The sequence below is a fragment of the Caulobacter segnis genome (assembly GCF_019931575.1).
GTDB lineage: Bacteria > Pseudomonadota > Alphaproteobacteria > Caulobacterales > Caulobacteraceae > Caulobacter > Caulobacter segnis_C.
This window is the reverse complement of sequence record NZ_CP082923.1, coordinates 2027097-2052847: the sequence shown is the minus strand read 5'-3', so window position 1 is coordinate 2052847 and position 25751 is coordinate 2027097. Positions and strand designations below refer to the sequence as shown.

The 25751-nt window shown below is 68.8% G+C and carries 21 protein-coding genes and 1 pseudogene; 6 read left to right on the top strand and 16 right to left on the bottom strand.

The window, feature by feature from the left end; all coding sequences use genetic code 11:
* Positions 1–13: 13 nt before the first annotated feature.
* Positions 14–1687: an electron transfer flavoprotein-ubiquinone oxidoreductase gene (locus tag K8940_RS09565; RefSeq protein WP_223395053.1), complete on the bottom strand. Its 1674-nt coding sequence runs from the start codon at positions 1685–1687 to the stop codon at positions 14–16.
* Between the two features lie 152 nt (positions 1688–1839).
* On the opposite strand from K8940_RS09565, the gene K8940_RS09560 reads away from it, so the two are divergent.
* Positions 1840–2655 (top strand): uracil-DNA glycosylase, encoded by an 816-nt coding sequence (locus K8940_RS09560; RefSeq protein ID WP_223395051.1) that lies wholly within the window; start codon positions 1840–1842, stop codon positions 2653–2655.
* A 20-nt stretch (positions 2656–2675) separates the two neighbouring features.
* Positions 2676–4322, top strand: a complete 1647-nt coding sequence (locus tag K8940_RS09555; protein ID WP_223395049.1) for a lytic transglycosylase domain-containing protein — start codon at positions 2676–2678, stop codon at positions 4320–4322.
* Between the two features lie 11 nt (positions 4323–4333).
* On the opposite strand, the gene K8940_RS09550 is transcribed toward K8940_RS09555, so the two are convergent.
* The 8 genes and pseudogenes from K8940_RS09550 to K8940_RS09515 all read right to left on the bottom strand — a co-directional run bounded on the left by K8940_RS09550 (position 4334) and on the right by K8940_RS09515 (position 11711).
* Entirely contained in the window at positions 4334–4810 is a 477-nt protein-coding gene (locus K8940_RS09550) for a cell wall biosynthesis glycosyltransferase (protein ID WP_223395047.1), read from the bottom strand.
* A gap of 50 nt (positions 4811–4860) precedes the next feature.
* The gene (locus K8940_RS09545; protein ID WP_223395046.1) at positions 4861–5946 is read right to left on the bottom strand and encodes a PA0069 family radical SAM protein; all 1086 of its coding nucleotides are present in this window, start codon (positions 5944–5946) and stop codon (positions 4861–4863) included.
* A 79-nt stretch (positions 5947–6025) separates the two neighbouring features.
* Positions 6026–6562 (bottom strand): SRPBCC family protein, encoded by a 537-nt coding sequence (locus K8940_RS09540; RefSeq protein WP_223395044.1) that lies wholly within the window; start codon positions 6560–6562, stop codon positions 6026–6028.
* Positions 6563–6660: 98 nt separating this feature from the next.
* Positions 6661–7920 carry an RNA polymerase sigma factor gene (locus K8940_RS09535; protein ID WP_223395042.1) on the bottom strand — a complete coding sequence of 420 codons (1260 nt, stop codon included), beginning with the start codon at positions 7918–7920 and terminating at the stop codon, positions 6661–6663.
* Positions 7917–8300: a YciI family protein gene (locus K8940_RS09530; protein WP_223395040.1), complete on the bottom strand. Its 384-nt coding sequence runs from the start codon at positions 8298–8300 to the stop codon at positions 7917–7919. The genes K8940_RS09535 and K8940_RS09530 overlap by 4 nt, the downstream gene beginning before the upstream one ends.
* Positions 8301–8369: 69 nt before the next feature.
* Positions 8370–9386 (bottom strand): acyltransferase family protein, encoded by a 1017-nt coding sequence (locus K8940_RS09525; RefSeq protein WP_223395811.1) that lies wholly within the window; start codon positions 9384–9386, stop codon positions 8370–8372.
* Between the two features lie 12 nt (positions 9387–9398).
* Positions 9399–10456 (bottom strand): annotated as a pseudogene (locus K8940_RS09520) (class I SAM-dependent methyltransferase).
* Positions 10457–10463: 7 nt separating this feature from the next.
* Complete coding sequence (locus K8940_RS09515) at positions 10464–11711, bottom strand: class I SAM-dependent RNA methyltransferase (protein WP_223395038.1); 1248 nt, start codon at positions 11709–11711, stop codon at positions 10464–10466.
* A gap of 159 nt (positions 11712–11870) precedes the next feature.
* Here K8940_RS09515 and K8940_RS09510 point away from each other — a divergent pair, with 159 nt between their 5' ends.
* A complete protein-coding gene (locus K8940_RS09510; RefSeq protein ID WP_223395036.1) occupies positions 11871–12515 on the top strand; it encodes a hypothetical protein in 645 nt (214 codons plus the stop codon).
* A 36-nt stretch (positions 12516–12551) separates the two neighbouring features.
* On the opposite strand, the gene K8940_RS09505 is transcribed toward K8940_RS09510, so the two are convergent.
* Positions 12552–13295: a TlyA family RNA methyltransferase gene (locus tag K8940_RS09505; RefSeq protein WP_223395034.1), complete on the bottom strand. Its 744-nt coding sequence runs from the start codon at positions 13293–13295 to the stop codon at positions 12552–12554.
* 118 nt (positions 13296–13413) lie between these two features.
* Here K8940_RS09505 and K8940_RS09500 point away from each other — a divergent pair, with 118 nt between their 5' ends.
* Positions 13414–14814 (top strand): amidase, encoded by a 1401-nt coding sequence (locus tag K8940_RS09500; RefSeq protein WP_317847032.1) that lies wholly within the window; start codon positions 13414–13416, stop codon positions 14812–14814.
* A 58-nt stretch (positions 14815–14872) separates the two neighbouring features.
* On the opposite strand, the gene K8940_RS09495 is transcribed toward K8940_RS09500, so the two are convergent.
* Both K8940_RS09495 and K8940_RS09490 read right to left on the bottom strand, forming a co-directional pair.
* Complete coding sequence (locus tag K8940_RS09495) at positions 14873–16624, bottom strand: class I adenylate-forming enzyme family protein (protein WP_223395032.1); 1752 nt, start codon at positions 16622–16624, stop codon at positions 14873–14875.
* A gap of 131 nt (positions 16625–16755) precedes the next feature.
* Positions 16756–18150 carry a serine hydrolase gene (locus K8940_RS09490; protein WP_223395030.1) on the bottom strand — a complete coding sequence of 465 codons (1395 nt, stop codon included), beginning with the start codon at positions 18148–18150 and terminating at the stop codon, positions 16756–16758.
* Positions 18151–18288: 138 nt separating this feature from the next.
* Here K8940_RS09490 and K8940_RS09485 point away from each other — a divergent pair, with 138 nt between their 5' ends.
* A complete protein-coding gene (locus tag K8940_RS09485; RefSeq protein WP_223395028.1) occupies positions 18289–19524 on the top strand; it encodes a serine hydrolase domain-containing protein in 1236 nt (411 codons plus the stop codon).
* Between the two features lie 57 nt (positions 19525–19581).
* Here K8940_RS09485 and K8940_RS09480 read toward each other — a convergent pair whose 3' ends face one another.
* The 4 genes from K8940_RS09480 to K8940_RS09465 all read right to left on the bottom strand — a co-directional run bounded on the left by K8940_RS09480 (position 19582) and on the right by K8940_RS09465 (position 25258).
* Positions 19582–22302 carry a valine--tRNA ligase gene (locus K8940_RS09480; protein ID WP_223395026.1) on the bottom strand — a complete coding sequence of 907 codons (2721 nt, stop codon included), beginning with the start codon at positions 22300–22302 and terminating at the stop codon, positions 19582–19584.
* A gap of 126 nt (positions 22303–22428) precedes the next feature.
* Positions 22429–22971 (bottom strand): DUF2497 domain-containing protein, encoded by a 543-nt coding sequence (locus K8940_RS09475; protein ID WP_223395024.1) that lies wholly within the window; start codon positions 22969–22971, stop codon positions 22429–22431.
* A 131-nt stretch (positions 22972–23102) separates the two neighbouring features.
* Positions 23103–24569, bottom strand: a complete 1467-nt coding sequence (locus K8940_RS09470; protein ID WP_223395810.1) for a TolC family outer membrane protein — start codon at positions 24567–24569, stop codon at positions 23103–23105.
* A gap of 116 nt (positions 24570–24685) precedes the next feature.
* Positions 24686–25258, bottom strand: coding sequence for a protein-L-isoaspartate O-methyltransferase family protein (locus tag K8940_RS09465; RefSeq protein WP_223395022.1), 573 nt, complete (start codon positions 25256–25258; stop codon positions 24686–24688).
* A 296-nt stretch (positions 25259–25554) separates the two neighbouring features.
* On the opposite strand from K8940_RS09465, the gene K8940_RS09460 reads away from it, so the two are divergent.
* A complete protein-coding gene (locus tag K8940_RS09460) occupies positions 25555–25734 on the top strand; it encodes a hypothetical protein (protein WP_223395020.1) in 180 nt (59 codons plus the stop codon).
* Positions 25735–25751 lie beyond the last annotated feature (17 nt).

Below are 25751 nucleotides of genomic sequence, written 5' to 3'. Positions count from 1 at the left end.
GGCATGCCCCACATCACATGTTCGGATAGTTCGGTCCGCCGCCGCCCTCCGGCGTGGTCCAGACGATGTTCTGCGACGGGTCCTTGATGTCGCAGGTTTTGCAGTGGACGCAGTTCTGGGCGTTGATCTGGAACCGCGGATCCGCGCCCTGCTCGTTGTAGAGCACCTCGTAGACGCCGGCCGGGCAGTAGAGGCGCGCCGGCTCGCCGTACTTGGGCAGGTTGACCGCGATCGGGATCGACGGGTCCTTCAGCTTCAGGTGCGCCGGCTGGTCTTCTTCGTGGTTGGTGGCCGACAGGAACACCGAGGACAGCTTGTCGAAGCTGATCACGCCGTCGGGCTTGGGATAGACGATCGGCTTGTAGTCCTTGGCCAGGCCGGTCGAGGCCGCGTCGGTCTTTTCGTGCTTCATCGTGCCGAAGAACGAGAAGCCGCCGAACAGGTGCGTGCACCACATGTCGAACATGCTGACCGCGCCGCCCAGGGCGGTGCCGAACTTGCCCAGCATCGGCTTGGCGTTGCGGACGACCTTCAGCTCCTTGGCCACCCAAGACGTCTCGTAGGAGGCCTGATAGGCGGTCAGTTCGTCGCTGGCGCGGCCGGCCTGGACCGCCTCGTAGGCGGCCTCGGCGGCCAGCATGCCGGTCTTGACCGCGTTGTGGCTGCCCTTGATGCGCGGCACGTTGACGAAACCGGCCGAGCAGCCGATCAGCGCGCCGCCCGGGAAGGTCAGTTTCGGCACCGACTGGTAGCCGCCCTCGGTGATGGCGCGCGCGCCGTAGGCGATGCGCTTGCCGCCTTCCAGATAGGGCTTCACGCCCGGATGCTGCTTGAAGCGCTGGAACTCGTCGAACGGCGAGATCCAAGGGTTCTTGTAGTTCAGGTGCACGACGTAGCCGATGGCCACGTAGTTGTCCCCGAAGTGATACATGAAGCTGCCGCCGCCCGTCTGGTTGTCCAGCGGCCAGCCGGTGGTGTGCTCGGCCAGGCCCGGCTGGTGCTGTTCGGGCGGAACCTGCCACAGCTCCTTGATGCCGATGCCGTACTTCTGGGGCGACTTGCCCTCGTCCAGCTTGAACTTGGCGATCAGCTGCTTGGCCAGCGAGCCGCGCACGCCCTCGGCGATGAACACGTACTTGCCGTGCAACTCCATGCCCGGCTGGTAGTCCGGCTTGTGGTGACCGTCCTTGGCGATGCCGACGACGCCGACCACGACGCCCTTCACAGAACCGTCCGTGTTCCAGACCAGGTCCGAGGCGGCGAAGCCCGGATAGATCTCGACGCCCAGTTCCTCGGCCTTGGTCGCCAGCCAGCGGGTCAGGTTGCCCAGCGAGGCGATGTAGCAGCCATGGTTGTGCATGAAGGGCGGCATGGCCCACATCGGCAGGGAAAGCTCGCCCTGCGGGCCCAGCAGCTTGAAGCGGTCCTTGGTGACCGGCGTCTCCAGCGGCGCGCCTTCTTCCTTCCAGTTGGGGAAGAGCTCGGCCAGGCCCTTGGGATCGATCACGGCGCCCGACAGGATATGGGCGCCGACTTCCGAGCCCTTTTCCAGCAGGGCCACCGAAATCTCGGTTCCGGCCTTGGCGGCCAGTTGTTTCAGACGAATCGCAGCGGAGAGCCCCGCGGGACCACCGCCGACGATGACGACGTCGTACTCCATCGACTCGCGTTCGAGGTCTTCGCTCATAAGGTCTCCCGATCGGGCTCGGCCGCCCGTCTTATGACTGTTTGAATCAGAGCTTATCCAAACGTGACGTAGTGGCGGTCAAGCGTTTGCTCTCGCTTTTTTGCTGCATCGCAGCGTGGAGGACACGATCAAACCGCGCTAAAGACCGTCTCATGAGCCTCGCCGTCGATCAACGCGCCGTCGAAAGCCTGCTCGCCTTCTGGGCCGACGCGGGCGTCGACGCCTCGTACGCGGACGCCCCGATCGACCGCCTGGCCGAGGGCGCGGCGATGCTGCGCGCCAAGAGCCAGCCGCCGCCCGCGCCGATCCCGATCGCCCGCCCGGCGGCGTCGCGCGGCCCGGACGTCGGCTCGGCCGTCGCCATGGCCAGGGCCGCCGCGGCCGCCTGCAACGACCTGGAGAGCCTGGCCGCCGCCATCGCCGCCTTCGACGGCTGTCCGCTGAAGACCCAGGGCGCCAAGCAGGCCGTTTTCTCTCGCGGCGTCGGCGACGCGCCCCTGATGATCATCGGCGAAGGTCCCGGCGCGGACGAGGACGCGCAAGGGCAGCCGTTCGTCGGCCGGGCCGGCAAGCTGCTGGATCGCATGCTGAAGGCGGCGGGCCTGGAAGGGCGCGTCTTCATCACCAACACCGTCTTCTGGCGTCCGCCCGGCAACCGCACGCCGACCCCGCAGGAACAGGCGACCTGCGCGCCGTTCGTCGAACGCGCCATCGCCCTGGTGAAGCCCAAGATGCTGATGCTGGCCGGCGGGGCCTCGGCCAAGTCGGTGCTGAAGCGTGAGGAAGGCATCCTGTCGATGCGCGGCCGCTGGTTCGAATGGACCTCCGAGGACCGGTCGATCGAGCTGCCGGCCATGCCGACCCTGCACCCGGCCTTCCTGTTGCGCACGCCCGCGCAGAAGAAGAAGGCGTGGCAGGACCTTTTGACACTGACCGAGCGGCTTGATCGCCCGGACCGCCCGCACTAGAAGTTTCGCCTACTAGGTGAATGGGGACGCGCCTGCGGGGGCAGCGCGGATCGCTTTTGAAGCTTTGGGCTCGCCTTCCGGCCGTACTTTCGGCCCTGTTCCTGTGCGCGACCGGCGTCGCGCGCGCCGGCGCCCTCGACCCTTTGTCTCCGGAAGATGTCCGCGCCTATCGCGCCGCCTTCGCCGCCACCGACCGCGGCGACTTCGACGCCGCCAAGGCCGCCTTCGCCAATGCGCGCGACCACAGCCTGGCCGGCCGACTGGCCTTCGCCAAGGTCATGCATCCCAGCCTCTATTCGGCCACCTATGACGATCTGACCGAATGGCTGAAGCGCTATGGCGAGGAGGCCGGCGCCGACCGCGTCTACGCCCTGGCCGTCAAGCGCAAACCGGCCAGCAAGCGCGTGGCGGACCCGCCGACGCCCGCGCTGTTCGTGGCCAACGAGGACGGTCCGCCGCCCGCCGACAAGGGCCGCGCCGCGCGCGAGGCCTACTATTCCGGGGATGTCCAGAAGGCCCTGACCCTGGCCGTGGCCGGCGGCGAGCGCTGGATCGCCGGCCTGGCCGCCTATCGGCTGGGCGATCTTCCCCAGGCCCAGGGCTATTTCGAGCAAGTGGCCCACGACCAGAACGAGGACGAGTGGCTGCGCGCAGCCGGCGCCTTCTGGGCCGCCCGCGCCGCCAGCCAGGCCGGCCACGGCCGCGAAGCCCAGGCGCTGCTGCGTGACGCCGCCCGCTCGCCCCACACCTTCTACGGCATGATCGCTGTCCGCCAGCTGGCGCTGACCGGCGTGGCGGCGGCCGTCGAGGAAACCTACGACCCGATCGCCAGCCTGCTGACTCGCGCCAGCTACGTCGGCCCCGACAGCGAGTCGCTGGACCGCCTGGTGACGTCCGACCCGCGCGCCCGCCGCGCCACCGCCCTGGCTCAGATCGGCCGCTGGCGCGAGGCGGGGCTGGAGCTGCGCGCCGGCCTTTCCCTGGCCGAGACGCCGGCGCTGCGCGACGACTGGACGGCCCTGGCCCTGGCGCTCAACGCCAACGCCCCGCTGAACGGCGGCCGCCCGGTCCGCCGGGTCGGCGGCGAGGACTATCCCCTGCCCCCGCTGGATCCGGTCGGCGGCTTCACCATCGACAAGGCCATGGTCTACGCCCTCGTGCGCCAGGAAAGCCGTTTCGACCCGCTGGCCGTCTCCAACGCCGGCGCGGTGGGCCTGATGCAGGTGCGCCCTGCGTCCGCCGCCGACGTGGTCGGCGATGACAAGCTGCGGGGCGACAACTCCCCGCTGTTCGATCCCGCCTTCAACCTGCGGGCCGGCCAGGACTACTTCACCTGGCTGATGGACCGGGGCGTGAAGAGCCCCGACCTCCTGCGGGCCGTGGCGGCCTATAACGGCGGACCCGCGACCCTGAACCGGACGGCGGCCCAGTTGGGCGGCGACTGCGACACCCTGCTGCTGATCGAGAGCCTGCCCTTCCAGGAAACCCGCAACTACGTCGAGAAGGTGATGGCCAGCTACTGGACCTATCGCCGGCTGATGGGCGCGGAGAACAAGACCCTGGACGCCGTGGCCAGCGGCGCGCGGACGGTGGACTTCCGCCTGGATCCGCAGATCGTGGCCCCAACCTCGATCGACCAGCTGATGACCCAGCTGGCGTCTCAGTAGTCGGGTCGTTCCTAGTATCTGAGGGTCCGGACCTTCAGGCTTCTCGCCAAGGCCCTCTCGTCGCCGCCGCTCGCCGGCCAGTTCTGGGGCCAATCCAGGCGGCGGACCAGCACGCCATGCAGGCGTGGCGACAGCTTGCTCAGCAGGCCGCCCGGAATCGCCAGGGCCGCCGGCGCGCCCGCTCCGCCCGCCAGGTGCTTCTCGACCGGTTCTCGCCAGCCTTCGCGCAGGGCCGGCGCCGCGCGCAGAGTCAGGACCCAATCGCCTCGCGCGACGGCGACGCCCGCCGCGAGCCGAGCGCCGACATCGCCCCGGGCCGTCACCAGCCGCGCGCCGCTGTCCTCGGCCAGGGCCTGGACGCCCGGACCGTCGTCGCCGACCAGCACCACCTCCTTGACCAGGCCATCCACGGCGGCGGGCACCAGCATGGTCATCTGGGCGGCCAGGCCCGGCAGGTCTTCGGAGGCGACGAGGACGACGGAGATCATGGCCTTGCTTCGCCAGCGCGGGCGGCGGGGTCAAGGCCTCTAAGTCCTGGTCACCCGAACAAATCCATTTGCCCGCCGCCGCCCAAACGAGGCGGCGTGAACTGGCTGACGTCCAGCGGCGTCCAGGGCTGGTCCAGCCCGAACTTCTTCACCGCCAGATGGAACCTCTGCCGCAGCACCTCGGCCACCGGACCGTCGCCCACCATCCGTTCGCCCCAGTTGGCGCTATAGGTCTCGCCCTTGCGGATCTGACGGACCAGCGACATCACTTTACGCGCCCTGTCGGGATAGTCGCTCTCCAGCCACTCCTCGAACAGCTGGGCGATCTCGCGCGGCAGACGCAGGGCGACATAGCCCGCCCCTCGCGCGCCCGCCTTGGCCGAGGCTTCCAGCACCGTCTCGACCTCATGGTCGTTGAGACCGGGAATGGCCGGCGCGAACATCACCGTGACCGGCACCCCGGCTTCGGTCAGCCGTCGCACCGCCTCGATCCGCCTGCCGGGCGTCGCCGCGCGCGGCTCCATGCTGCGCGCCAGCCGCCGGTCCAGGGTGGTGATCGAGATCGCCACCCGGGTCAGCTTGCGCGCCGCCAGACGGCTGTAGATGTCGAGATCGCGCAGGATCAGGGCCGACTTGGTGATGATCGTGAACGGGTGGCCGTAACGCTCCAGCACCTCGATCACCTGACGCGTCGCCCGCAGCTGCTTCTCGTCGGGCTGGTAGGGATCGGTGTCGCCGCCGATGTGGATCGTCGCCGGCTTGTAGCTGGCCTTGGCCAACTCCTTCTCCAGCAGTTCGCCCGCGTGCGGCTTGAAGAAGATCTTGCTCTCGAAGTCCAGGCCCGGCGACAGGCCGAGATAGGCATGGTTGGGCCGGGCGTAGCAGTAGATGCAGCCGTGGCTGCACCCGCGGTACGGATTGATCGAACGGTCGAAGCCGACGTCCGGGCTCTGGTTGCGGGCGATGATCGTCCGCGATTTCATCGGCTGCAGTTCGGTCTTCAACTGCTTGGGTTCTTCCTCCTCGCCCCAGCCGTCGTCGAACGCCTCGCGCTCCCGCGCTTCGAACCGCCCGGTTCGATTGGACTTCGCGCCCCGCCCCCTGGGCGGCGGCGCCGATTTCACTGCCTCGGCCATGCCGCGATTATGCGCGCCACATGGAACAAATCAAGAACTTACTTCAACCGAGAGCGCGTCGCCGCCGCCAACCCCTTGGTCAGGCTCGCCTTTCGGCCGCGACCTTCATGTCGGCCAGGCCCTTCTCGAAGTCCTTGCCGATCACCTGATCCATGTTGAAGACCAGCCCCATCAGCTTGGCGATGTAGGGGTTCTTGCCGGACATAGACCAGGTGACCTTCGTGGCGCCCGCCCCCTGCGGCTCGAACACGAAGCGGCCGGTGTTGTCGGCCTTGAACGGCTTGAGGAAGTGCAGTCCGAAGACGACCTCGCGCCCCGGCGTCACCGTCTCGATCTCCATGCTTCCCGAGCCGACCTTGTCGTTGCCGACCCAGGCATAGGTCGCGCCGACGCCGCTGGCCGGGCCGCCGTAGGTGCGAGTCATGCCGGGATCCAGCTTCTCCCACGGCGACCAGGCGGCCCACTGGTGGAAGTCGGAAACCATGCCCTCCAGCGTCTCGGGCGGCGCGTCGATGACGGCGGTTCGCGTGACCACGAAACTGTCCGGCCGCGTCGCGGCGAAGACCAGCACGCCGACGATGGCGACGACGACGGCGATCAGAATGATCTTCAACATGAGCTCTCTCCCTGCCCCTTTGTCCGGCTTTCGCCCGACGCAATGACCGCCCTTCGCGGCTTCCACGCAAGGACGCGCGAGACGCCCGACGTCCGACACTAGCTCGCGGATTTTTCCGCCTCGGCGGTCACGCGGTCCAGGTACTGGCGGATACTGGCCGCCTCGGCGGCGGTGTTGGCGAGCGCGATCGCCCGGTCGAAGGCCTGGCGCGCCTGGTCCTTGTGGCCGGCCTGCAGCAGGAAGGCGCCCCGCGCGCCGTGGAAGTGGAAGTAGCCGTCCAGGCGCGCGCCCAGCGGCTCGATCATCGCCAGGGCCGCCTCGGGGCCGCGCACCTTGGCCGTCGCCACCGCGCGGTTCAGGGTCACCACCGGCGAGGGCTGCATGATCTCAAGCGCCGCGTAGAGCGCGTCGATGCCGGCCCAGTCGGTGTCCTCTGGCCGGATGGCGCGGGCGTGCATGGCCGCGATGGCGGATTGGACTTGGTAGGGCCCTGGCGCGCGCTTCAGCAGCGCCTTGTCGATCAAGGCCAGCCCTTCGCCGATCATCTTGCGATTCCAGAGGCTTCTGTCCTGATCCTCCAGCAGGATCGCCTGGCCGTCAGCGGTGAAACGGGCCTCCGAGCGGGCGTGCTGCAGCAGAAGTAGCGCCGTCAGCCCCATCATCTCCGGCTCGGCCGGGAACAGGCGCAGCAGCAACCGCGCCAGGCGGATGGCCTCGTCGCAGAGGCCGCCCTTGGCCTCGAGCGCCTTGCCGCTGGCCGAATAGCCCTCGTTGAAGACCAGGTAGATCATCGCCGCCACGGCCGCGAAGCGCTCGGCGCGCTCGATGGGTCCCGGCGCCTCGAACGGCGCGTCGCCCGCGCCGATGCGGGCCTTGGCGCGGGTGATCCTCTGCTCCATCGCCGCCTCGCCGACCACGAAGGCGCGGGCGATCTCCTTGACCGACAACCCGGAGACGATCCGCAAAGCCAGGGCGATCTGCTGGGTCGCCGGCAGGTCCGGATGGCAGCAGATGAACAGCAAGCGCAGGACGTCGTCGCGATAGTGCGAACCGTCCAGCCGCTCGGCCGCCTCGGCTTCAGCGTCCTCCAGGTCGGACAGCAGATCCTCGGGCGGTAGGACGGTCTCGCGGCTGGTCTTGCGGACGGCGTCGATGGCGGCGTTGCGGCCGACCATGATCAGCCAGGCGGTCGGATCGCGGGGCGGACCGTTCTTGGGCCAACTCTTCAGGGCGCGCAGGCAGGCGTCCTGGAACGCTTCCTCAGCCGCGTCCATGTCGCGGAAATAGCGCAACAGCGCCGCCATGGCCTGTGGCCGAGCGGCGGTGATCGCCCCCTCGATCCAACCCAGATCGGTCACGCGCCGACGGCCTCCTTGGGCTCGCCGGGCATGAACAGCGCGATCGGCCGGATCTCGTACGAGCCGCCAGGATTGGCCTTGCCCAGGTCCTTGGCGATGTCGAGCGCGCCGTCCAGCGACTCGCAGTCGACGACGTAGAAGCCCAGCAACTGCTCCTTGGTCTCGGCGAACGGCCCGTCCAGCACCAGCGGCGGCTCGCGATCCTTGCGCAGGGTCGTGGCGGCCGTGGTCGGCATCAGGCGGGCGACCGGGCCCAGGCGCCCCTCCTTGGCCAACCTCTCCTGGACGACGCCCAGCTTCTCCATGACGCCGTCCTCGTGCTCCTTGGACCAGCCGCAGATCACGTCCTCGTCGTTGTAGCAGAGTATGGCGTAGAGCATGGGCGATCCTCTTTCTCCGTTCCAAGGACGGTGAACTATGCCCGCATCCGACATCGGGCCGAGGATTTTTTAGAGCGCTCGCAGGCGGCGGCGGACCGGCTCGTCATAGAGCTTCAGCACCGTCCAGGCGAAGAGCACGACGACCGGGATCGCGACCAGGACGAAGCCGATCGGATAGCCCTTGCCGCCGATCGCCCGAAACAGCCTCAGCATCAGCTCCCAGCCCAGCCAGTGCAGGGCGTACAGCGGATACGAGATCGCGCCGGAGACGCGGCACAACACGCCCTGGACGCCGTCGGGATCGCGCCGCCCGGCCAGCACCATCAGCGGAAAGACCACGCTCACGCAGATGAAATCATAGAGCCAATTCAACGACGTCCACGGGAAAGCCAAGATGGCGAACAGGACGGCCGCCAGGACCCAGGCGGGGACCGTCAGGTCGGTGAACGCCTGGACGCGATAGCAGCCCCAACCCAGCAGGAAGGCGAAGATCGTCCTCAGGAAGCTGATCACGAAGGTCCCGCGATCCCAGCCGGTCAGCACCCCGCCCATGCCATGCGCGACATAGGCCATGACCGGGACCAGCAGCACGAGCATCAGCACATGGCCCATCACGCCCAGCCGCCGGATCGGGAACCAGGCCGCACCGACGACCAACTCGAAGAACAGCGACCAGGCCGGCGGATTCAAAGGGAAAAGCGGCGAGAAACCGCTGCCGTCGACCCAGACGCGCGGGATCATCAGGAGCCCCAAGCCCAGCCACCCCGGCACGCGCTCGCGATGCTCGATGATCACCGTCGCGCCGGCCAGCATGGTCAGCGCGATCAGCGGCCACAGCCGGATCAGTCGCTGGCGCATGAAGCCCAGCCAGTCGATCTCGCGCCGCCCATAGGCGTGGGCCAGGACGAACCCCGACAGACAGAAGAAGAAGTCGACGGCCAGGTAGCCGTGCGGGATCAGCCAGGCGCGGCCGGTCCAGCTGCCGATGTGGTAGAGCATGACGCCGATCGCCGCGACGCCGCGCAGGCCGTCCAGCGTCTCGTACCGTCGTCCCGCCTGATACGCCTGCAAACCGCCGCCCTCGATCCCCACCCTTGCTTAGCCGACGGGTTTCTCCAGCAGCAAGGCCTTGGTCAGGAAGGCGCGATCCTCGCCGATCAGCCGCAGCCCCGCGCCGGCGAACAGGGCCGGCAGATCGGTCTCGGCGTAGCTGCCGTATATGGCTCGTGGAAATAGACCGGGAAGGCCTCCAGCAATCGGGCCAGGTCCGGCGCGTCGGTCGGCTGGATCGAGTCGACCACGACCAGCACGCCGCCAGGCTTGAGAACCCGCGCCAAACTGGCGGCCACCACGGGCCGGACGCGCGGCGGAAGTTCGTGGAGGAGATAGACGCAAGTCACCGCATCCAATGACGAATCCGCGAACGGCAAGGCCTCGGCATTGGCCTTGATCCCGCCGGCGCCAGCCTGTTTGCGCGCCCGCGCCAGATAGGGCTCGGAGAGGTCCAGGCCGGCGATCGCCGCGCGCGGGAACGCCGCCTTCAGGTCCTTGAGGAACGCGCCCGAACCACAGGCCACGTCGAGGATCCTGGCGTCGCGATGGTCGCGGCCACGCCAATGCCTCGCCAGCAGCGACAGGCCGCGGCGGCGCATCGCCCCGGCCGTGCCGGAGAACAGCGCCTCGACCTGGGCGTCGTAGCGGCGGGCGCTTTCCGGCGTGAACCAGCCGCCAGACTGGAAGTGGAAGTTCTGGCGATAATAGCTTGGATAAGCTTGGCCATTGACCTCGCCGCGCACCTCGACGCCGTCGCCCCGCCGACGGCGCTGGTCGACCTCGAAGGCGTCGGCGATGAAGTCGGCGGCTTCGCGCACGGCAGCCGAGGGACGGACCAAGCCCTCCTCGACGGCGGGATAGAGTCCCGCCGCCACGTCGCGCGCGTCCTTCTCGAAGGCCTCCAGATAGGCGCGGCGCAGGCTGGCCTTCACCGTCGGCGCGGAGCGGGGCGAGAAGCTGCGCGCCTGCTCCCCCTTGGCGGGCTGGGTCAGGGACCGCGCCAGCGAACCGGTGGCCGTCCACCACGCCGCCTTCACCGCGGCCCTGGCCCGCTGGCCTACGGCGTCGAGCGCGAAGGCCGTCCTCGTGCGTCGCTCGTCCATCCTGGCCTCATCGCGTGAAGACACCGACCAGTTCAATATGGGGCGACCAGACGAACTGGTCCACGGGCAGCACCTTCTCCAGCCGGAAGCCGGCGTCGACCAGGGCGCGGGCGTCCTTGGCGAAGGTGCCGGGGTTGCAGGATACGCCGACGACCTTGGCGACCTTGGACTTGGCGATTTCGACCGTCTGCTCGGCGGCGCCGGCGCGGGGCGGGTCGATGACCACGACGTCGGTCTTGGCCAGCTCAGTGCTCAGCACCGGACGCTTGACCAGGTCGCGGGCCTCGGCGGTGATCGGCTTGAGGCCGGGCGTCGCGCCGATCGCGGCCTTCAGGGCGGCGATGGCCTGGGGGTTCATCTCGGCGGCGTGGACCGAACCGACCTCGGCCAGGCGGAAGGTGAAGGTGCCGACGCCGCAATAGAGATCAGCGATCCGGCTCGCGCCCTGCGCTTCGGCGACGGCGAAGTCGACCATGGCCCGCTCGGCGGCCGGCACGGCCTGCAGGAAGGCGCCCGGCGGCAGGGCGACGACAGCCGGGCCCAGCTTCACCAGCGGCTGGCGCGCGCCGTAGACGATCTCACCGGCCAGGGTGACGCGCGCGAAGTCGCCTTCGCTGGCCGCCATGGCGGCGCGCATGCGGGCGTCGGCCGACAGACCGCCGCTCTTGCGCTCGACGCCGGTGACGTCGATGTCCAGGCCCGTGCCGGTCATGGTGACATGCAGGGTCGGCGCCGACTTCGGATGCTCCAGGAACGGCTCGGCCAGCCGGGCCAGCGCGGGAAAGGCCGCCACCAGACGCGGATCGGTGACGGGACATTCCTCGATCGGCACGAGGTTCCAGGAGCGACGCTCCTTGAAGCCCAGGCGCGCGCCCTGCCCCTTGCCGCCCTTGCGAGCGTGCAGCGCCACGCGGCGGCGCGAAGCCGGCGGCGCGGCGAAGGTCGGTAGAATCTCGGTCTCCAGGCCCTCCATCGACAGCTGGATGCGGATCTGCTCGGCCTTCCAGGCGCGATAGGGCTCGGCGGCCCAGTGCTGCAGGGCGCAGCCGCCACACGCGCCGAAATGCCTGCAGACCGGCTCGACCCGGTCGGGACTGGCGGTCAGGATCTCGGCGATCTCGGCGCGCGCGCCATCCATATGCGCCAGCACCGTCTCGCCGGGCAGGGTGAGAGGCACGAAGGCCGGCTTGCCGTCGCCGAGGCGGGAGAGACCGTCGCCCTGAGCGCCGACCGCGTTGATCGTCAGTTCTTGCATCGGCCGTCCATACCCCAAAAACGGCGCGCCCGAGGAAATTCTATGCGGGCGATCGAAGCTGAATATCTCGGTCAGCCGCCATTCATGTTGGCTGCGCCATTCCTAGATCCACGGATGGGCGTGGCGGCGAAGGCCGCCCCTAAAAAGACAAGCTCTCTCATGACCATGACCGCCACCAAGAGCAGGATCACCAAGATGAAGACCGTGCTGGGCGTCACCGCCGCCCTCGTCTGCGGCGTGCTGTCGCCGACCCTGGCCTCGGCCCAGGCCTATGGCTCTTCCAGCTACAGCGGCGCCTACGATCGTCAGGGCTACTACTACGACCCCTGCCAGCGCTCGACGACGCAGCGCGGCACGGGCGGCGGCCTGGCCGGCGCCGGTATCGGCGCGGCGATCGGCAGCGGCGTCGCCGCCAACGGCGCCCGCACCGAGGGTGCGGTCCTGGGCGGCCTGCTGGGCGCGGTGATCGGCTCGAGCATCGGCAAGAACTCGGCCGCCTGCACACCCGGTCGCGCGCCGCCCCCGCCGCCTCCCCCGCCGCCGTCGGCCTACAACGACAGCGTCGATCGCGACTATCGCTCCAGCTCGTACGAAGACGCCCGCCGAGACGCCGATCGCGACAGCTACTACGAACACACCTACGAGCGTCGCGAAGGTTACCGCGTGGCCGATCGCGCCGGCCAGGCCGATGTCAACGGCTGCACCCTGGCCGAAAGCCCGATCTACCTGCCGGACGGTCGCGTCCAGAAGCGCTTCGTGCGCGTCTGCCCGGACGCCAATGGCAAGTACCAGGTCGTCGACTAAGTTTCGAAGCACCTTGTGGTAGACGATCGGCCGTCCCTAGCGGGCGGCCGATTTCTTTTGCGCCCAGACCAGCCGCTCGACCTGGCCCTCGCCGCCGGTGATCGGGCTTTCGGCCAAGCCCCGCACCGACCAGCCGGACGCTTCCAGGAAGTCGACGATCTCGCGCTCGACCCGGGCGATGACCTCGGGATCCTTCAGCAGACCGCCCTTGCCGATGTGCTCGCGGCCAGCCTCGAACTGCGGCTTGATCAGCGCGACGAGGTCGGCTCCCAACTCCGCCAAATCCAGCGCCGCCGGCAGGGCCTTGGTCAGTGAGATGAAGCTGACGTCGCTGACGACCAACTGGGGCCGCGTCGGGATCAGGGCCACGTCCAGCGCCCGGGCGTCGACGCCGGACAGGTCGACCACGCGCGGATCGGTCTTCAGCCGGACGTGCAGCTGATCGCGGCCGACATCGACCGCGAACACCTTCGCCGCGCCGCGCGACAGCATCACCTCGGTGAAGCCGCCCGTGGACGCGCCCACGTCGATCGCCACGCGTCCCTCGACCCCGACCGGCCAGAGGTCGAGGGCATGCACCAGCTTCAGCGCGCCCCGGCCCACCCACGGATGAGCGGCCTGGGCGACGATCTCGGCGTCCACGTCGACCGCCTCGGCGGGCTTGGCGATCACCTTGCCGGCGACCACGACAAGCCCCGCCTCCACGGCCGCGCGGGCCTTGGCGCGGCTGTCGAAGACGCCTCGCTCGACGAGCAGTTGATCGATCCGTTTCCTGGCCACGCGGCCTCCTCGAAACCCTTGCTCCGCCCTCTAGCATGGGGTTGCGGCCCAGGTCTCTTCGGGTTCAACTGAACATCGATCACCGGCGCGCCAGACGCCGGCCCAAGGGAAGAGATGAATGACCACACCCTGGACGCCCGACGCCACCGAACTTGCCGCCCGCATCCGTCGCAAGGAGGTCAGCGCCGTCGAGGTCGTCGAGGACGCCATCCGCAAGGCGCAGGCCCTGGAGCCCAGGATCGGCGCGATCGTCACCACCGACTATGATCGCGCGCTGGACAAGGCCAGGACGGGTCGCCTCTCGGGCCCGTTCGCCGGCGTCCCGTTCCTGGTCAAGGACCTGGATCCCTACAAGGGCCTGCCCACCTACTACGGCTCACGCGGCATGCTGGGGGCCGCCCCTGACACCGAGCAGACGCCCTATATCGACGCCTTCGACGCCGCCGGCCTGGTGACGATCGGCAAGTCCGCGACGCCGGAATACGGCTTCCTGCCCACCACCGAGCCGATGGGCTTCCCGCCGACCCACAATCCCTGGAACCTCGACCGCTCCTCGGGCGGCTCGTCCGGCGGCGCGGCCGCGGCCGTGGCGTCCGGCATGGTCCCGGTCGCCCACGCCAGCGACGGCGGCGGCTCCATTCGCATCCCGTCGTCGAACTGCGGCCTCTTCGGCCTCAAGCCCTCGCGCGGCCGCATGCTGCCGAACCGTCCCAGCACCTGGGCCATAGACCTTTCGGTCTCGCACGTGGTGTCGCGCAGCGTCCGCGACTCCGCGGCCATCTTCGCGGCCACCGAGCGCACCGACGCCGACGCGCCGTTCAAGCCGGTCGGCATGGTCTCCGAGCCGCTGAACAGGTCCTTGAAGATCGGCCTCGTCATGAACACCGGCGGCGGTCAGGCGCCCGATCCGGAGGTGCGCGCCGCCGTCGAGAACGCCGCCAGGCTGCTGGAGAGCCTGGGCCACGCGGTCGAACCGACGGCCTTGCCGATGGACGGCGCCCGCTTCGGCTTCGACTTCACGGTGCTGTGGGCCAGCGGCGCGGCCGAGCTGGTCGCCGCCATCGGCCAGGCCCTGGGCCGCAAGCCCGACGCCGAGGTGCTGGAGCCCTTCAGCCTGGCCATGGCCGAGCTGGTCGGTCAGCTGCCGCCGGACGTCCTGCCCGGCGCCCTCGCCCGCTTGAACGACGACATGAAGACCTACGACACGTGGCTGACGACCTACGACGTCATCCTGTCGCCGGTGCTGGGCCAGCCGCCGGTCGCTCTGGGCCATGTCGCGGGGTGGGTGCCGTTCCCGGAGCTGCAGGCGCGACTGAACAGCTATGTCGGCTACACACCGGTCCAGAACGTCGCCGGCGCGCCGTCCATGAGCGTGCCGCTGCACTGGACCCCGGACGGGCTGCCGGTAGGCGTTCAGCTGTCCGGCCGCGCGGGCGGCGAGGCCCTGCTGTTCCAGCTGGCCTACCAGCTGGAAGAGGCCCAGCCGTGGGCTCATCGCCAGCCGCCGGTCAGCGCCTAGCGAAAAGGGCCCGCATCACGCGATGCGGGCCCTTGCCTCTTGTCCGGTCGCGAAGGCGTCAGCCCTCGACGAACACCTTCTTCAGTTCGTTCTTCATGATCTTGCCATTGGCGTTGCGCGGCAAGGTCTCGTGCCAGAACACCACCTTCACCGGCACCTTGAAGGCCGCCAGGCGATCGGCGACGAAGGCGCGCAGTTCGGCTTCGCTGGCCTCGGCGCCCGGCTTCAGGGTGACCACGGCGGCCGGCTCCTCGCCGAGGGTCTTGTGGGGGATGCCGACCAGGGCCGCGTCCATCACCGCCGGGTGGTCGTAGAGGCAGTTCTCGACCTCGATGCAGTAGATGTTCTCACCGCCCCGGATCAGCATGTCCTTGGCGCGGTCGATGATGAAGCAGAAGCCCTCGGCGTCCAGGCGCGCCAGGTCGCCCGTACGCACCCAGCCGTCGATGAAGGTCTGGGCGGTGGCCTCGGGCTTGTTCCAGTAGCCGCGCACGACCTGCGGGCCCTTGCACCACAGCTCGCCAACGTCGCCGATCGGCAGTTCGCGGTACGGCGCCTCGACGGTCATGATCTTCAGGTCGGTGACCGGCACGGCGGGACCGCAGCTGTCGGGACGGTTCTCGTAGTCCTCGGCCGAGTTCGAGGTGGCCGTGGCCGAGGTCTCGGTCATGCCCCAGCCGTTGCCGGGCGAGGACTTGGGCCAGACCTCCTTGATCTTGCGGACCAACTCCGGCGCCGACGGCGCGCCGCCATAGGCCACGGCTTCGATCGACGACAGGTCGTACTTCTCGCGGTTGGGATGCTCGATGATCTGCCAGGCGATGGTCGGCACGCCGCCCATCTGGGTCAGGCGCTCGTCCTGGATCAGCTGCATCGCCTTGTCCGGATCCCACTTGCGGATCATGGCCAGCTTGGCGCCGGCGAACAGCGAGGGGTTCAACACGGCGAAACAACCGGTGGCGTGGAAGAATGGCACCGAGATCAGCGAGCCCTTCTGCGGCAGGCTGGGATCGGGCTGGGGCGGCGCCTCGCCCCGTCGCAGGAAGCTGCGCGCGCCGGCGGCGGCGGCGGCGAAGATGTTGCTGTTGATGTTGCGGTGGGTGCCGATGGCGCCCTTCGGCTTACCCGTGGTGCCCGACGTGTAGAAGATCGTCGCGTCGTCGTCCGGGGCGATGGCCACGGTCGGCAGCGGCTTCTCCTCCAGCTTGGCCCAGTCGTTGGCCCCGCCGATCACGCTCTCCAGATGGATCACGTACGGATGGGAGATCTCCTCGGGCGAGCGGCTGACATAGACCCGCTGCAAGTCCGGGCAGTTATGGAGATGTTCGGTCAGGCGCTCGTAGCGCTCGACGTCGACGATGGCGACCTTGGCCCCGGAATCGACCAGCCCGTATTCCAGCTCCGCCCCGGTCCACCAGGCGTTCAGCGGCGTGACGATCGCCCCCAGCGACAGCGCGCCGTAGAAGGCCACCGGCCATTCCGGCAGGTTGCGCATCACGATGGCGACCCGGTCGCCCTTCTGGACGCCGAAGGCTTCCAGTTCAGCCGCCATATGGGTCACGGCGCGGTAGAAGGCCTCGAAGCTGACCCGCTCGTCCTCGTGGACCAGGAAGGTCTTGTCGCCATGGGCGCGGCCGAAGGCGACGGTGTCGCGCAAGGTGGGCGGGGCGTTCTTCCAGGTGCGGGTCTTCACCCCCCGGATCTCCACCTCCTCCATCTCGCCGGGTGTGCCGGGCGCGGTGATCAGCGCATAGGCTTGCTGGACGGACATCGCGGGCCACGGCGCGAGCTTGGGGGCGGCCTGGGTCATTTCACTCTCCCGGTACGGTGTCGCGCCTTGTTGAGCGAGCGCGTTCGGTGAAGACAGAGCACAGGCCGAAGCTGGATGCAAACGTCCGTTTGACGCTAGGAGAACATTGATAAGTTACAACCCCGCCCAGCTCATTTTTCGAGCCGCTTCAACCAGGCCTCGGCGTTCTTGTTCGAGGGATCCAGGGCCAGCGACCTGCGATAGGCGTCGATCGCCGACGCCTTGTCGCCGTTGGTGGCGTAGGCCTCGCCCAGGCTGTCGAAGGCGTTGCCGCTGGCCGGATAGAGGTCGGCCGTCAGTTTCAGCACCGCCAGGGCCGAGCGCGGCTTGCCGAAGGCCAGCAGGCGATAGCCCCAGTCGTTCAGCGCGTGCTCGTCGGCCCCGAAGCCGGGATGGGCGGCGCGGAAGGCGGCGACGCTCGCCGACGGATCGGCCCCCTCCTGTCCGGTCAAAGCCGCGCGCAGGGCGGGAACGCCGGTCAAGGTCATGCCGGGAATGAAGCCCTGGGCGATCTCGTCGACCAGGTCCTCGGGCGTCGAACCGGCCAGGTTGGTCAGGATCACCACCCCGACCTTGTCGTCCGGATAGAGATAGACCGCCGAGCGGCTGCCGCCCGTCATGGCCACCGCGCGATGCGCCGGACGATCCAGGACCAGCCAACCCATGCCCCATTGGCCGTTCTGGCCGCTGGTGAAGGCCACGGGCGTCCACATCGCCTGGCGGGCGGCGGACCCCAGCAGCTTGCCCCGCTGCAAGGCGATCAACCACCTGGCCATGTCGTCTGCGGTGCTGTTCATGCCGGCCGCCGCGCGATGCAGCGGTGAGAAGATCTCGGTCCTAACGACAGGCTGGTCGGGCGTGGCCTGGCGATAGCCGTAGGACACCACTCGCCCGGGCCTCGCGTCGCGGGTGTCGCCATGGCCGCTATGGCTCATGCCGGCCAAGGCGAACTGCTCGTCGGCCAGGGTCGCGTCGCGCGGCCTCCCGCGCAGGCCATTGATGGCCATCTGCACGAGCGCGTAGTTGGTCTGGTTGTAGTCGAACCGCTGACCGGGCGGGAACCGGATCGGCTTGGCCAGGGTGGCGCTCCAGGCGGCCGCCCCGTCGCCGTCGCTGTCGTCGAAGTCCGGCAGGCCCGAGGTATGGCTGAGCAGGCGGCGGACCTCGATCCCGCACCAACTCTCCGGCAGATCGGCGACGTAACTTCCGATCGGTTTGGAGAGATCCAGCCTCCCCGCCTCGACCTCGCGCATAGCGGCCACACCGGTGAAGGCCTTGGTGATCGAGTTGATCGGAAAGACCGTATCCGGCGTCACCGCTGTCCGTTTGGCGAGATTGGCCACGCCGTAAGCGCGGGACATGACGATCTTGCTGTCCTTCACGACGGCGATCTGCAGGCCCGGGATATGCTGCTCGGCCATGGCGCGGCGGACGATGGCGTCGGCGTGCTCGACCGGATCCGGCGCGGCCCGGGCGCTCGCGACCGCCAGGCCCAGCGCTAGAAGTCCCAGACCCAAAACTCTCACGTTCACGCCCCCTGATACGTGGCGGGAGAAGACCAGCCGGGCGCGCCCTGGCCCAGTTAATCCTTGGTCATGTCGCAAGCCCCTTGCGAACCGCGCGGCATTGCTCAAATCCAGGACCGACAAGACAAGGGAGTCGTGATGCGCACCTGGATGAAGCCGCTGGCCGTCGCGCTGGGCCTGGCCCTGACGGCGCCCGCCGTCGCCCTCGCCGCGTCCCGGGCGGACACCCTCGCCCCGGCGCCGGACGCGGCGCTAAAGGCTCGGATCGACGGCGTGCTGGACCGAGCCATCGCCGAGCAGCGGCTGGTGGGCGTGGTGGTGCTGGTCGCCCGCGACGGCAAGCTGGTCTATCACCGCGCCGCCGGCCTGGCCGACCGCGAGGCGGGCCGGCCGATGACCGAAGACGCCGTCTTCCGCTTCTCGTCGGTGACCAAGCCGTTCGTCAGCGCCGCCATCATGCGCCTGGTCGAGCAGGGCAAGGTCCGGCTGGACGATCCGGTGACCGCCTACCTGCCGGACTTCAAGCCGAAGCTGGCCAGCGGGACGACGCCCGTCATCACCATCCACCAGTTGCTGACCCACACCGCCGGCCTGACCTACGGCCTGGCCGAGGGGCCGTCGCACCCGTACCACGCGCTGGGCGTCTCGGACGGCATCGACCTGTCGGGGATCAGCCTGGACGAGAACGTCCGCCGCATCGGCCAGGCCCCGCTGGCCTTTCCGCCGGGCTCGAAGTGGCGCTACTCGGTGGCCATCGACGTGCTGGGCGACGTCGTCGAGAAAGCCGCGGGCAAGACCCTGCCCGAGGTGGTGGCCGAGACGGTCACGACCCCGTTGGGCCTGAAGGACGCCGGCTTCGTCGCCAAGGACGCCGCCCGCCTGGCCACGCCATACGCCAACGCCCAGCCGGCGCCGACGCGGATGACCGACAACCAGGACGTCCCGATCGGTCCGACCTTCGTCCGCTTCGCGCCTAGCCGCGCGACCCACGCCGAGGAATTCCCGTCCGGCGGCGCCGGCATGGTCGGCAAGGCCGGCGACGTGCTGGCTCTGCTGGAGGCCCTCCGCAAGGGCGGCGCGCCGATCCTGAAGGGCGCGACGGTCGCCGAGATGACCAAGGACCAGGTCGGCCCGCAGGCGGCGACGCAAGGGCCCGGCTGGGGCTTCGGCTATGGCTGGGCGGTGCTGGACGATCCGGCGCTGGCCAAGACCCCGCAAGGCGCGGGAACCCTGGCCTGGGGCGGCGTCTACGGCCACAACTGGTTCGTCGATCCGAAGAACGGACTCACCGTGGTGCTGATGTCCAACACCGCCTTCGAAGGCATGAACGGCCAGGTGACCCGCGAACTGCGCGACGCGGTCTACGCCAAATAAGAAAAGGGCGGCGCTCTCGAGGAGACGCCGCCCTTCCCTATTCGCTGCGATGAGCCCCTAGCCCACCGACTCCAGACGGCTCAGCGCCGCTTCGAGCTTGGCCTTGGCGGCTTCGGCTTCGGCGAGGCGCTCGCGGTTCTCCTCGACGACCTCTTCCTTGGCGCGGGCCAGGAAGTCGGGGTTGCCGAGCTTCTTGCCGACCTTCTCGATCTCGCCGACGTGGCCGGCGATTTCCTTGGTCAAGCGCGCCTTCTCGGCGGCCAGGTCGATGAAGTCGGCGATGGCCAGGGCGCCGGTCGCTTCGCCCATCACGATCGGGACCGAGCCCGTCGGAGGGGTTTCAGCTTCGCGGACGCTATCCAGCCGGGCCAGGGTCAGCAGCAGGTCGCGGTGACGGGCCAGGCGCGCCTTGGTCTCGGCGCTGGCGCCGACGACGCTGAGCGCCGGCTTGGCCGACGGCGGCACGTTCATCTCGGCGCGGATCGAGCGGATCTCGCCGACGGTTTCGACCAGCCAGCCGATCTCGGCCTCGGCCTCGGGGTCGATCCAGCCTTCCGGCAGGTCCGGCCACTGGGCCGAGATCAGCATGCTGTCGCGGGCCGGGCCGAACTCGGCGGTCTTCTCCCACAGCTCCTCGGTGATGAACGGCATCACCGGATGCAGAAGCTTGAGGATCACGTCCAGCGCCCAGGCGGCGGTGGCGCGGGTCTCGGCCTTGGCCGCCGCGTCATCGCCGTTCAGGATCGGCTTGGCCAGCTCCAGGTACCAGTCGCAGAAGACGTTCCAGACGAAGCGGTACAGGGCGCCGGCGGCCTCGTCGAACGACGGGGCTTCCAGGGCCTTGGTGACCTCGGCGACCGTCTTGACCGTCTCGCCGCGGATCCACTTGTTGATCGGCTGCTGCACGGTCGCGGGATCGAAGCCCTCGACGCGCACGCACTCGTTCATCTGGGCGAAGCGCGAAGCGTTCCACAGCTTGGTGCCGAAGTTGCGATAGCCCTCGATGCGCTGCTTGGAGAGCTTGATGTCGCGCGCCTGGCCCGACATCGCCGTCATGGTGAAGCGCACCGCGTCGCAGCCCAGTTCGTCGATCAGGATCAACGGATCCATCACGTTGCCCTTGGACTTGCTCATCTTGGCGCCCTTCTCGTCACGGACGAGGGCGTTGATGAACACCTGCTTGAACGGGACTTCGCCCATGAAGTGGATGCCCATCATCATCATCCGGGCGACCCAGAAGAAGATGATGTCGAAGCCGGTGACCAGGGTGCTGGTCGGGTAGAACCGGGCCAGGTCGGCGGTCTTTTCCGGCCACCCCAGGGTCGAGAACGGCCACAGGGCCGAGCTGAACCAGGTGTCGAGGACGTCTTCGTCCTGGGTCAGGACGACGTTCTCGCCGAACTGGGCCTTGGCGGCGGCGTAGGCGGCCTCTTCCGTCTCTTCGACGAAGATCGCGCCTTCCGGGCCGAACCAGGCCGGGATGCGGTGGCCCCACCACAGCTGGCGCGAGACGCACCACGGCTCGATGTTGCGCAGCCATTCGAAGTAGGTCTTCTCCCAGTGGCGGGGTTCGAAGACCGTGTCGCCGTTCTCGACGGCCTTCAGGGCCGGTTGAGCCAGGGTCTTGGCGTCGACGTACCACTGGTCGGTCAGGAACGGCTCGATGACCACGCCCGAACGGTCGCCGTGCGGGACCATGTGCTTGGTCTTCTCGATCTCCTTCAGCCAGCCCTCTTCCTCGGCGCGGGCGACGATGGCCTTGCGCGCGACGAAGCGGTCCAGGCCGACGAACTCGGCCGGAACCGAGTCATTCAGCTTGGCCTCGGGCGTCAGGATGTTGATCGCCTCCAGGCCGGCGCGCTTGCCGACGCCGAAGTCGTTGAAGTCGTGCGCGGGCGTGATCTTCACCGCGCCCGAGCCCTTGGTCGGGTCGGCGTAGTCGTCGGCGACGATCGGGATGCGGCGGCCGACGATCGGCAGATTCACGAACTTGCCGACCAGGCCCTTGTAGCGCTCGTCGTCAGGGTGAACCGCCACGCCGGTGTCGCCCAGCATCGTCTCCGGACGCGTGGTCGCCACGACGATGTAGTCGCGGGTCTCGAACTCGGTCGGCTTACCCTCGTCATCGAAGGCGATCGGGTGCTGGTAGGTGACGCCGTCGGCCAGCGGATAGGCGAAGTGCCAGTAGGCGCCGTCGACCTCCTTCTGCTCGACCTCGAGGTCGGAGATGGCGGTCTGGAACTGCGGGTCCCAGTTGACCAGGCGCTTGTCGCGATAAAGCAGGTTCTGCTTGTAGAGCTGGACGAACACCTTGCGAACAGCGGCCGACAGGCCTTCGTCCAGGGTGAAGCGCTCGCGCGACCAGTCGCAGCTGGCGCCCAGGCGGCGCAGCTGGTTGGTGATGGCCCCGCCGCTCTCGGCCTTCCATTCCCAGACCTTGTCGACGAAGGCCTCGCGGCCCATGTCGCGCCGGCCGATGTTACCTTGGGCCGCCAACTGACGCTCGACGACCATCTGGGTCGCGATGCCCGCGTGGTCGGTGCCCGGCAGCCACAGGGCGGCCTTGCCGCGCATGCGGTGGAAGCGGGTCAGCACGTCCTGCAGCGTGTTGTTCAGCGCGTGGCCGATGTGCAGCGAGCCCGTCACGTTCGGCGGCGGGATGACGATGACGAACGGTTCGGCGCTGGGGTCCTCGCTGGGCTTGAAGGCCCCGGAGGCCTCCCAGGCGGCGTACAGGCGAGGTTCGACGGATTTGGGATCGAAGGTCTTATCGAGCATGGCGGAGCGGATATGCCATCTGCGGCCCCGGCGCGAAACCGCCGGGCCTTGGTTTTCTGAGGTATTTCGCAACGAAAAAGGCGGCCGCCACGGCGACCGCCTCGATTTTCCGGGTCTCGGAAGAGCCTAGCCGCGACCGCGAGCGATGCGCTGTACCTCTTCCTCGACCTTGGTCTCGACGATGCGCGGCAGGTTCTGGTCCAGCCACTCCTTGAGCAGCGGGCGCAGCAGCTCGCGCACGACGTCTTCCAGAGTGCGGCCGTCCTTGGGCATCAGCAGGGCCGAGCTCAGGCTGCCGAAGGCGCTGGCGGCGGCCGAGGCGGCGGTGTCGCCGACCAGGTTGTCGGCCACTTCGTCGCGATCGAAGATCGGCGGCGACGCGGGCGCCGGTTCCGGCTCGGGCGGCGGCGGCGAATAGACGTCGATGTCGCCGACCGTCTCGAGCGGCGGCAGCTCGGGTTCCGGCTCCGGCTCGGGCGCGATCGGATCGGTCAGCTCGAGGACGTCTTCCTCGATGGGCTCCGGTTCCGGCTCGGGCTCGGCTTCCAGTTCCGGCTCGGGCGCGGCCTCGGCAGCCGGCTCCGCCGGCGCATCATCCTCAGAGATGATGCGTCGGATGGAGGCGAGGATCTCCTCCATCGTCGGTTCTTGAGAGCTCTGATCGGACATGTGCGAAGCCGTCGTAAAGAGGTACGAATCCTTGCGCGCTCTAGGACGCGCTTCGTCCGCGATGGTGCAGACTTACGCGTGTTAAGCAAGCGCAAGTCCGCGCCTGGGCGAAATCGACGCGGGCGCTTGTCCTACTTAGATCCGCCCTGCGGCTTGGTCGAGGGCGCGCCGACCTTGTCGATCGCCTGGACGACCGGCTCCCACGGCACCCAGCCCACGCTGTGCGTCACGCGGTCGTAGGACGTCTTCGGATCGTAGGCCGTCGTGGTCGACGACAGCTTGGAGACGTCCAGCTGGCCCATGGCCTGCAGCACGACGGCGCTGGCCACATATTCGTCGCGGCGGGCGCCAACCAGGGCCAGCTCGGCGTTCGACAACTCCAGCTGGGCGTTCAGCACGTCCAGGGTCGTGCGCAGGCCGACCTGCTTCTCCTGGCGCACGCCCTCGAAGGCGATGCGGGTGGCGCGGACCTGCTCCTCGTTCGAGACCAGTTGGGCGCGCGAGGCCAGGAGATTGCTCCAGGCGTTCGAGACCTGCTGGATCGCCGTGCGCTTGGCGCCTTCGGTGGCGCTGCGGGCGGCGTTCTCGCGTTCGTTGGCGGCGCGGACCTGCGAGGTCGTCAGGCCGCCGGTGAAGATCGGCACCGAAGCCGTGATCGCGCCCGAGACGGTGCGGCTGTAGTCGTCGAACTGGCTGCCGGCGCCGCCGGTGCGGTCGGCGGCGTAGCCAAGGCCGGCGCGCGCCGAGACGGTCGGACGGTAGCCGGCCTTGGCCACGGCCACGCGGGCGGCGGCGGCCTGCTCATTGTACTTGGCCGAGGTCACGCCCGGGTTGGTGGTCTGGGCGGCCTCGAAGGCCTGGTCGACCGAACCCGGCAGCAGGCCGGCCAGGGTCGGTTCCGGGGCCAGCTCGCTGGGCGTCTGGCCGACGGTGGCGGCGTAGCCGGCGCGGCTGACTTCCAGCTGGGCCTGGGCGCCCGACAGGCCGGCCTTGGCTGCGGCCAGGCGGGCTTGGGATTGGGCCACGTCGGTGCGGGTGATCTCGCCTACGTCGAAGCGGGCGTTGGATTCATCCAGCTGGCGCTGCAGGACCGCGACGTTCTCCTTGGCGATGCGCAGGCGTTCCTGGTCGCGGCGGACGTCGACATAGGCCTGGACGACATTGACCAGCACGCTCTGCTCGACCGAACGCAGCGTCTCGCGGGACGACAGCACGTCGGCCTCGGCGGCGCTGAGATTGGCGCTGGCGCGACCGCCCGTATAGAGCGGCTGGCTGATCGAGACCGTCGCGCTGCTGCCCGAGATCTTCGTGTTGGGACCCGAGCCGGGCGGGTTGGTGTTCGACCCCGTGACGTCCAGCTCGCCGCCGACGGTCGGACGGAAGCCGGTCTTGGCCTGGACCACGCCCTCGTCCGTGATCCGGGCGCTGGCGCGCTGCTGCTGCAGGGTCGGGTTGGTCTGGTAAGCCAGGGCGATCGCGTCGGCCAGGGTCTCGGCCCTTACCGTCGAAAGGGGCGCAGCGGAAAACACGCCGACCATCAGGCCAGCGCTGCAAGCGGCGGCCAGCAATCCGGCCCGTCGACGGTTCGACATCAAGATTCTATCCCCAATCACGCGAAGTTCGCGCCCTGCCACAATATGATCGCGTGTAAGGCGGACCGCCAGACGCCGCCAGTTAAGCTTTTTTCACGCAGACGTTGCGGCGGCGTTGCGGTCTAGAAACTGAAACCGGCCTCGGCCTCGAAGCCCGCCAGCACGGGGGGCGAGGCGTCGAAGGCCTGGCGGCGGCCCACGCCGTCCTCGGCGCGCAGATAGATGGTCGCGCGGCCCACCGGGCCGGTGCGCTCGATCACGCCCAGGCGGCCGCCGACGGCCAAGGCGTCCTGCCAGGCCTTGGGCGCCAGCGCCACGGCGCCTTCGCAGATGATCACGTCGTAGGAGCCGGCCGGCACGGCCTTCAGGTCGTCGCCTTCCAGGCGGGTGACCGCCAGGCCCATCTTTTCCAGGACGGCGGCCGCGTAGGGCGCGGCGATGGCCAGGGCCTTCTCGCCTTCGCGGGCCTTCAGGACCTGCAGGAGCTTGCCCACCTCGCGCGGACGCAGCAGCCAACGGCCGGGCGCGTATTCGATGTCGGCGTCGGCATAGGCCAGATAGGCCTTCGAAGTCGGGACAACCGCCTCGCGCGCCACGACGCGCAGCGCGTCCTGCAGCGGCAGATCGGTGACGTCGGCGGTGCGAATTTGGCTCTCGACCATGTTCAGCCGCGCGGCGGCGAAGTCGGTGCTCATGGAATCCCTCGAAGGACTGGACTTTCGAGCAGGCTTATAGGTCCGCCCGTCGCCGAAACGCAATGCGATCCCAAGCCGCGCTTGCCCGCCAATGGCCTCGCGAAGGCCTAAAAAGCGTCATCGACTTGCGAACCCATGGGTGAAAAGACCAAAGGGCGATCATCAGAAGTAGTGACCCCCACTGTCACACAACATCGATTGATCAGCTGAGCCTTATGGTGAATGATTGATTATCGGCGGTGCGACCGCCGGTTTAGGGGGGGGAAGCCCTAACTGTAGGCTTCAGGGGAACTGCCATGTTCAGCGCGCCAGTTGTGATCGCGGCCGCGATCTGCGCCCTCATTGTGATCTATTTCCTGCCGCGCCTCGATGCCGTGGCCCGCAAGGTCTACAGCCGGTATCGACGACGCAAGCGCGACGAGCGGCAGGAACGCGAGCGACTAGAGCGCCTGGAACGGCGCACCAGTCAGCAATAAGGCCGCAAGAAGGCGTT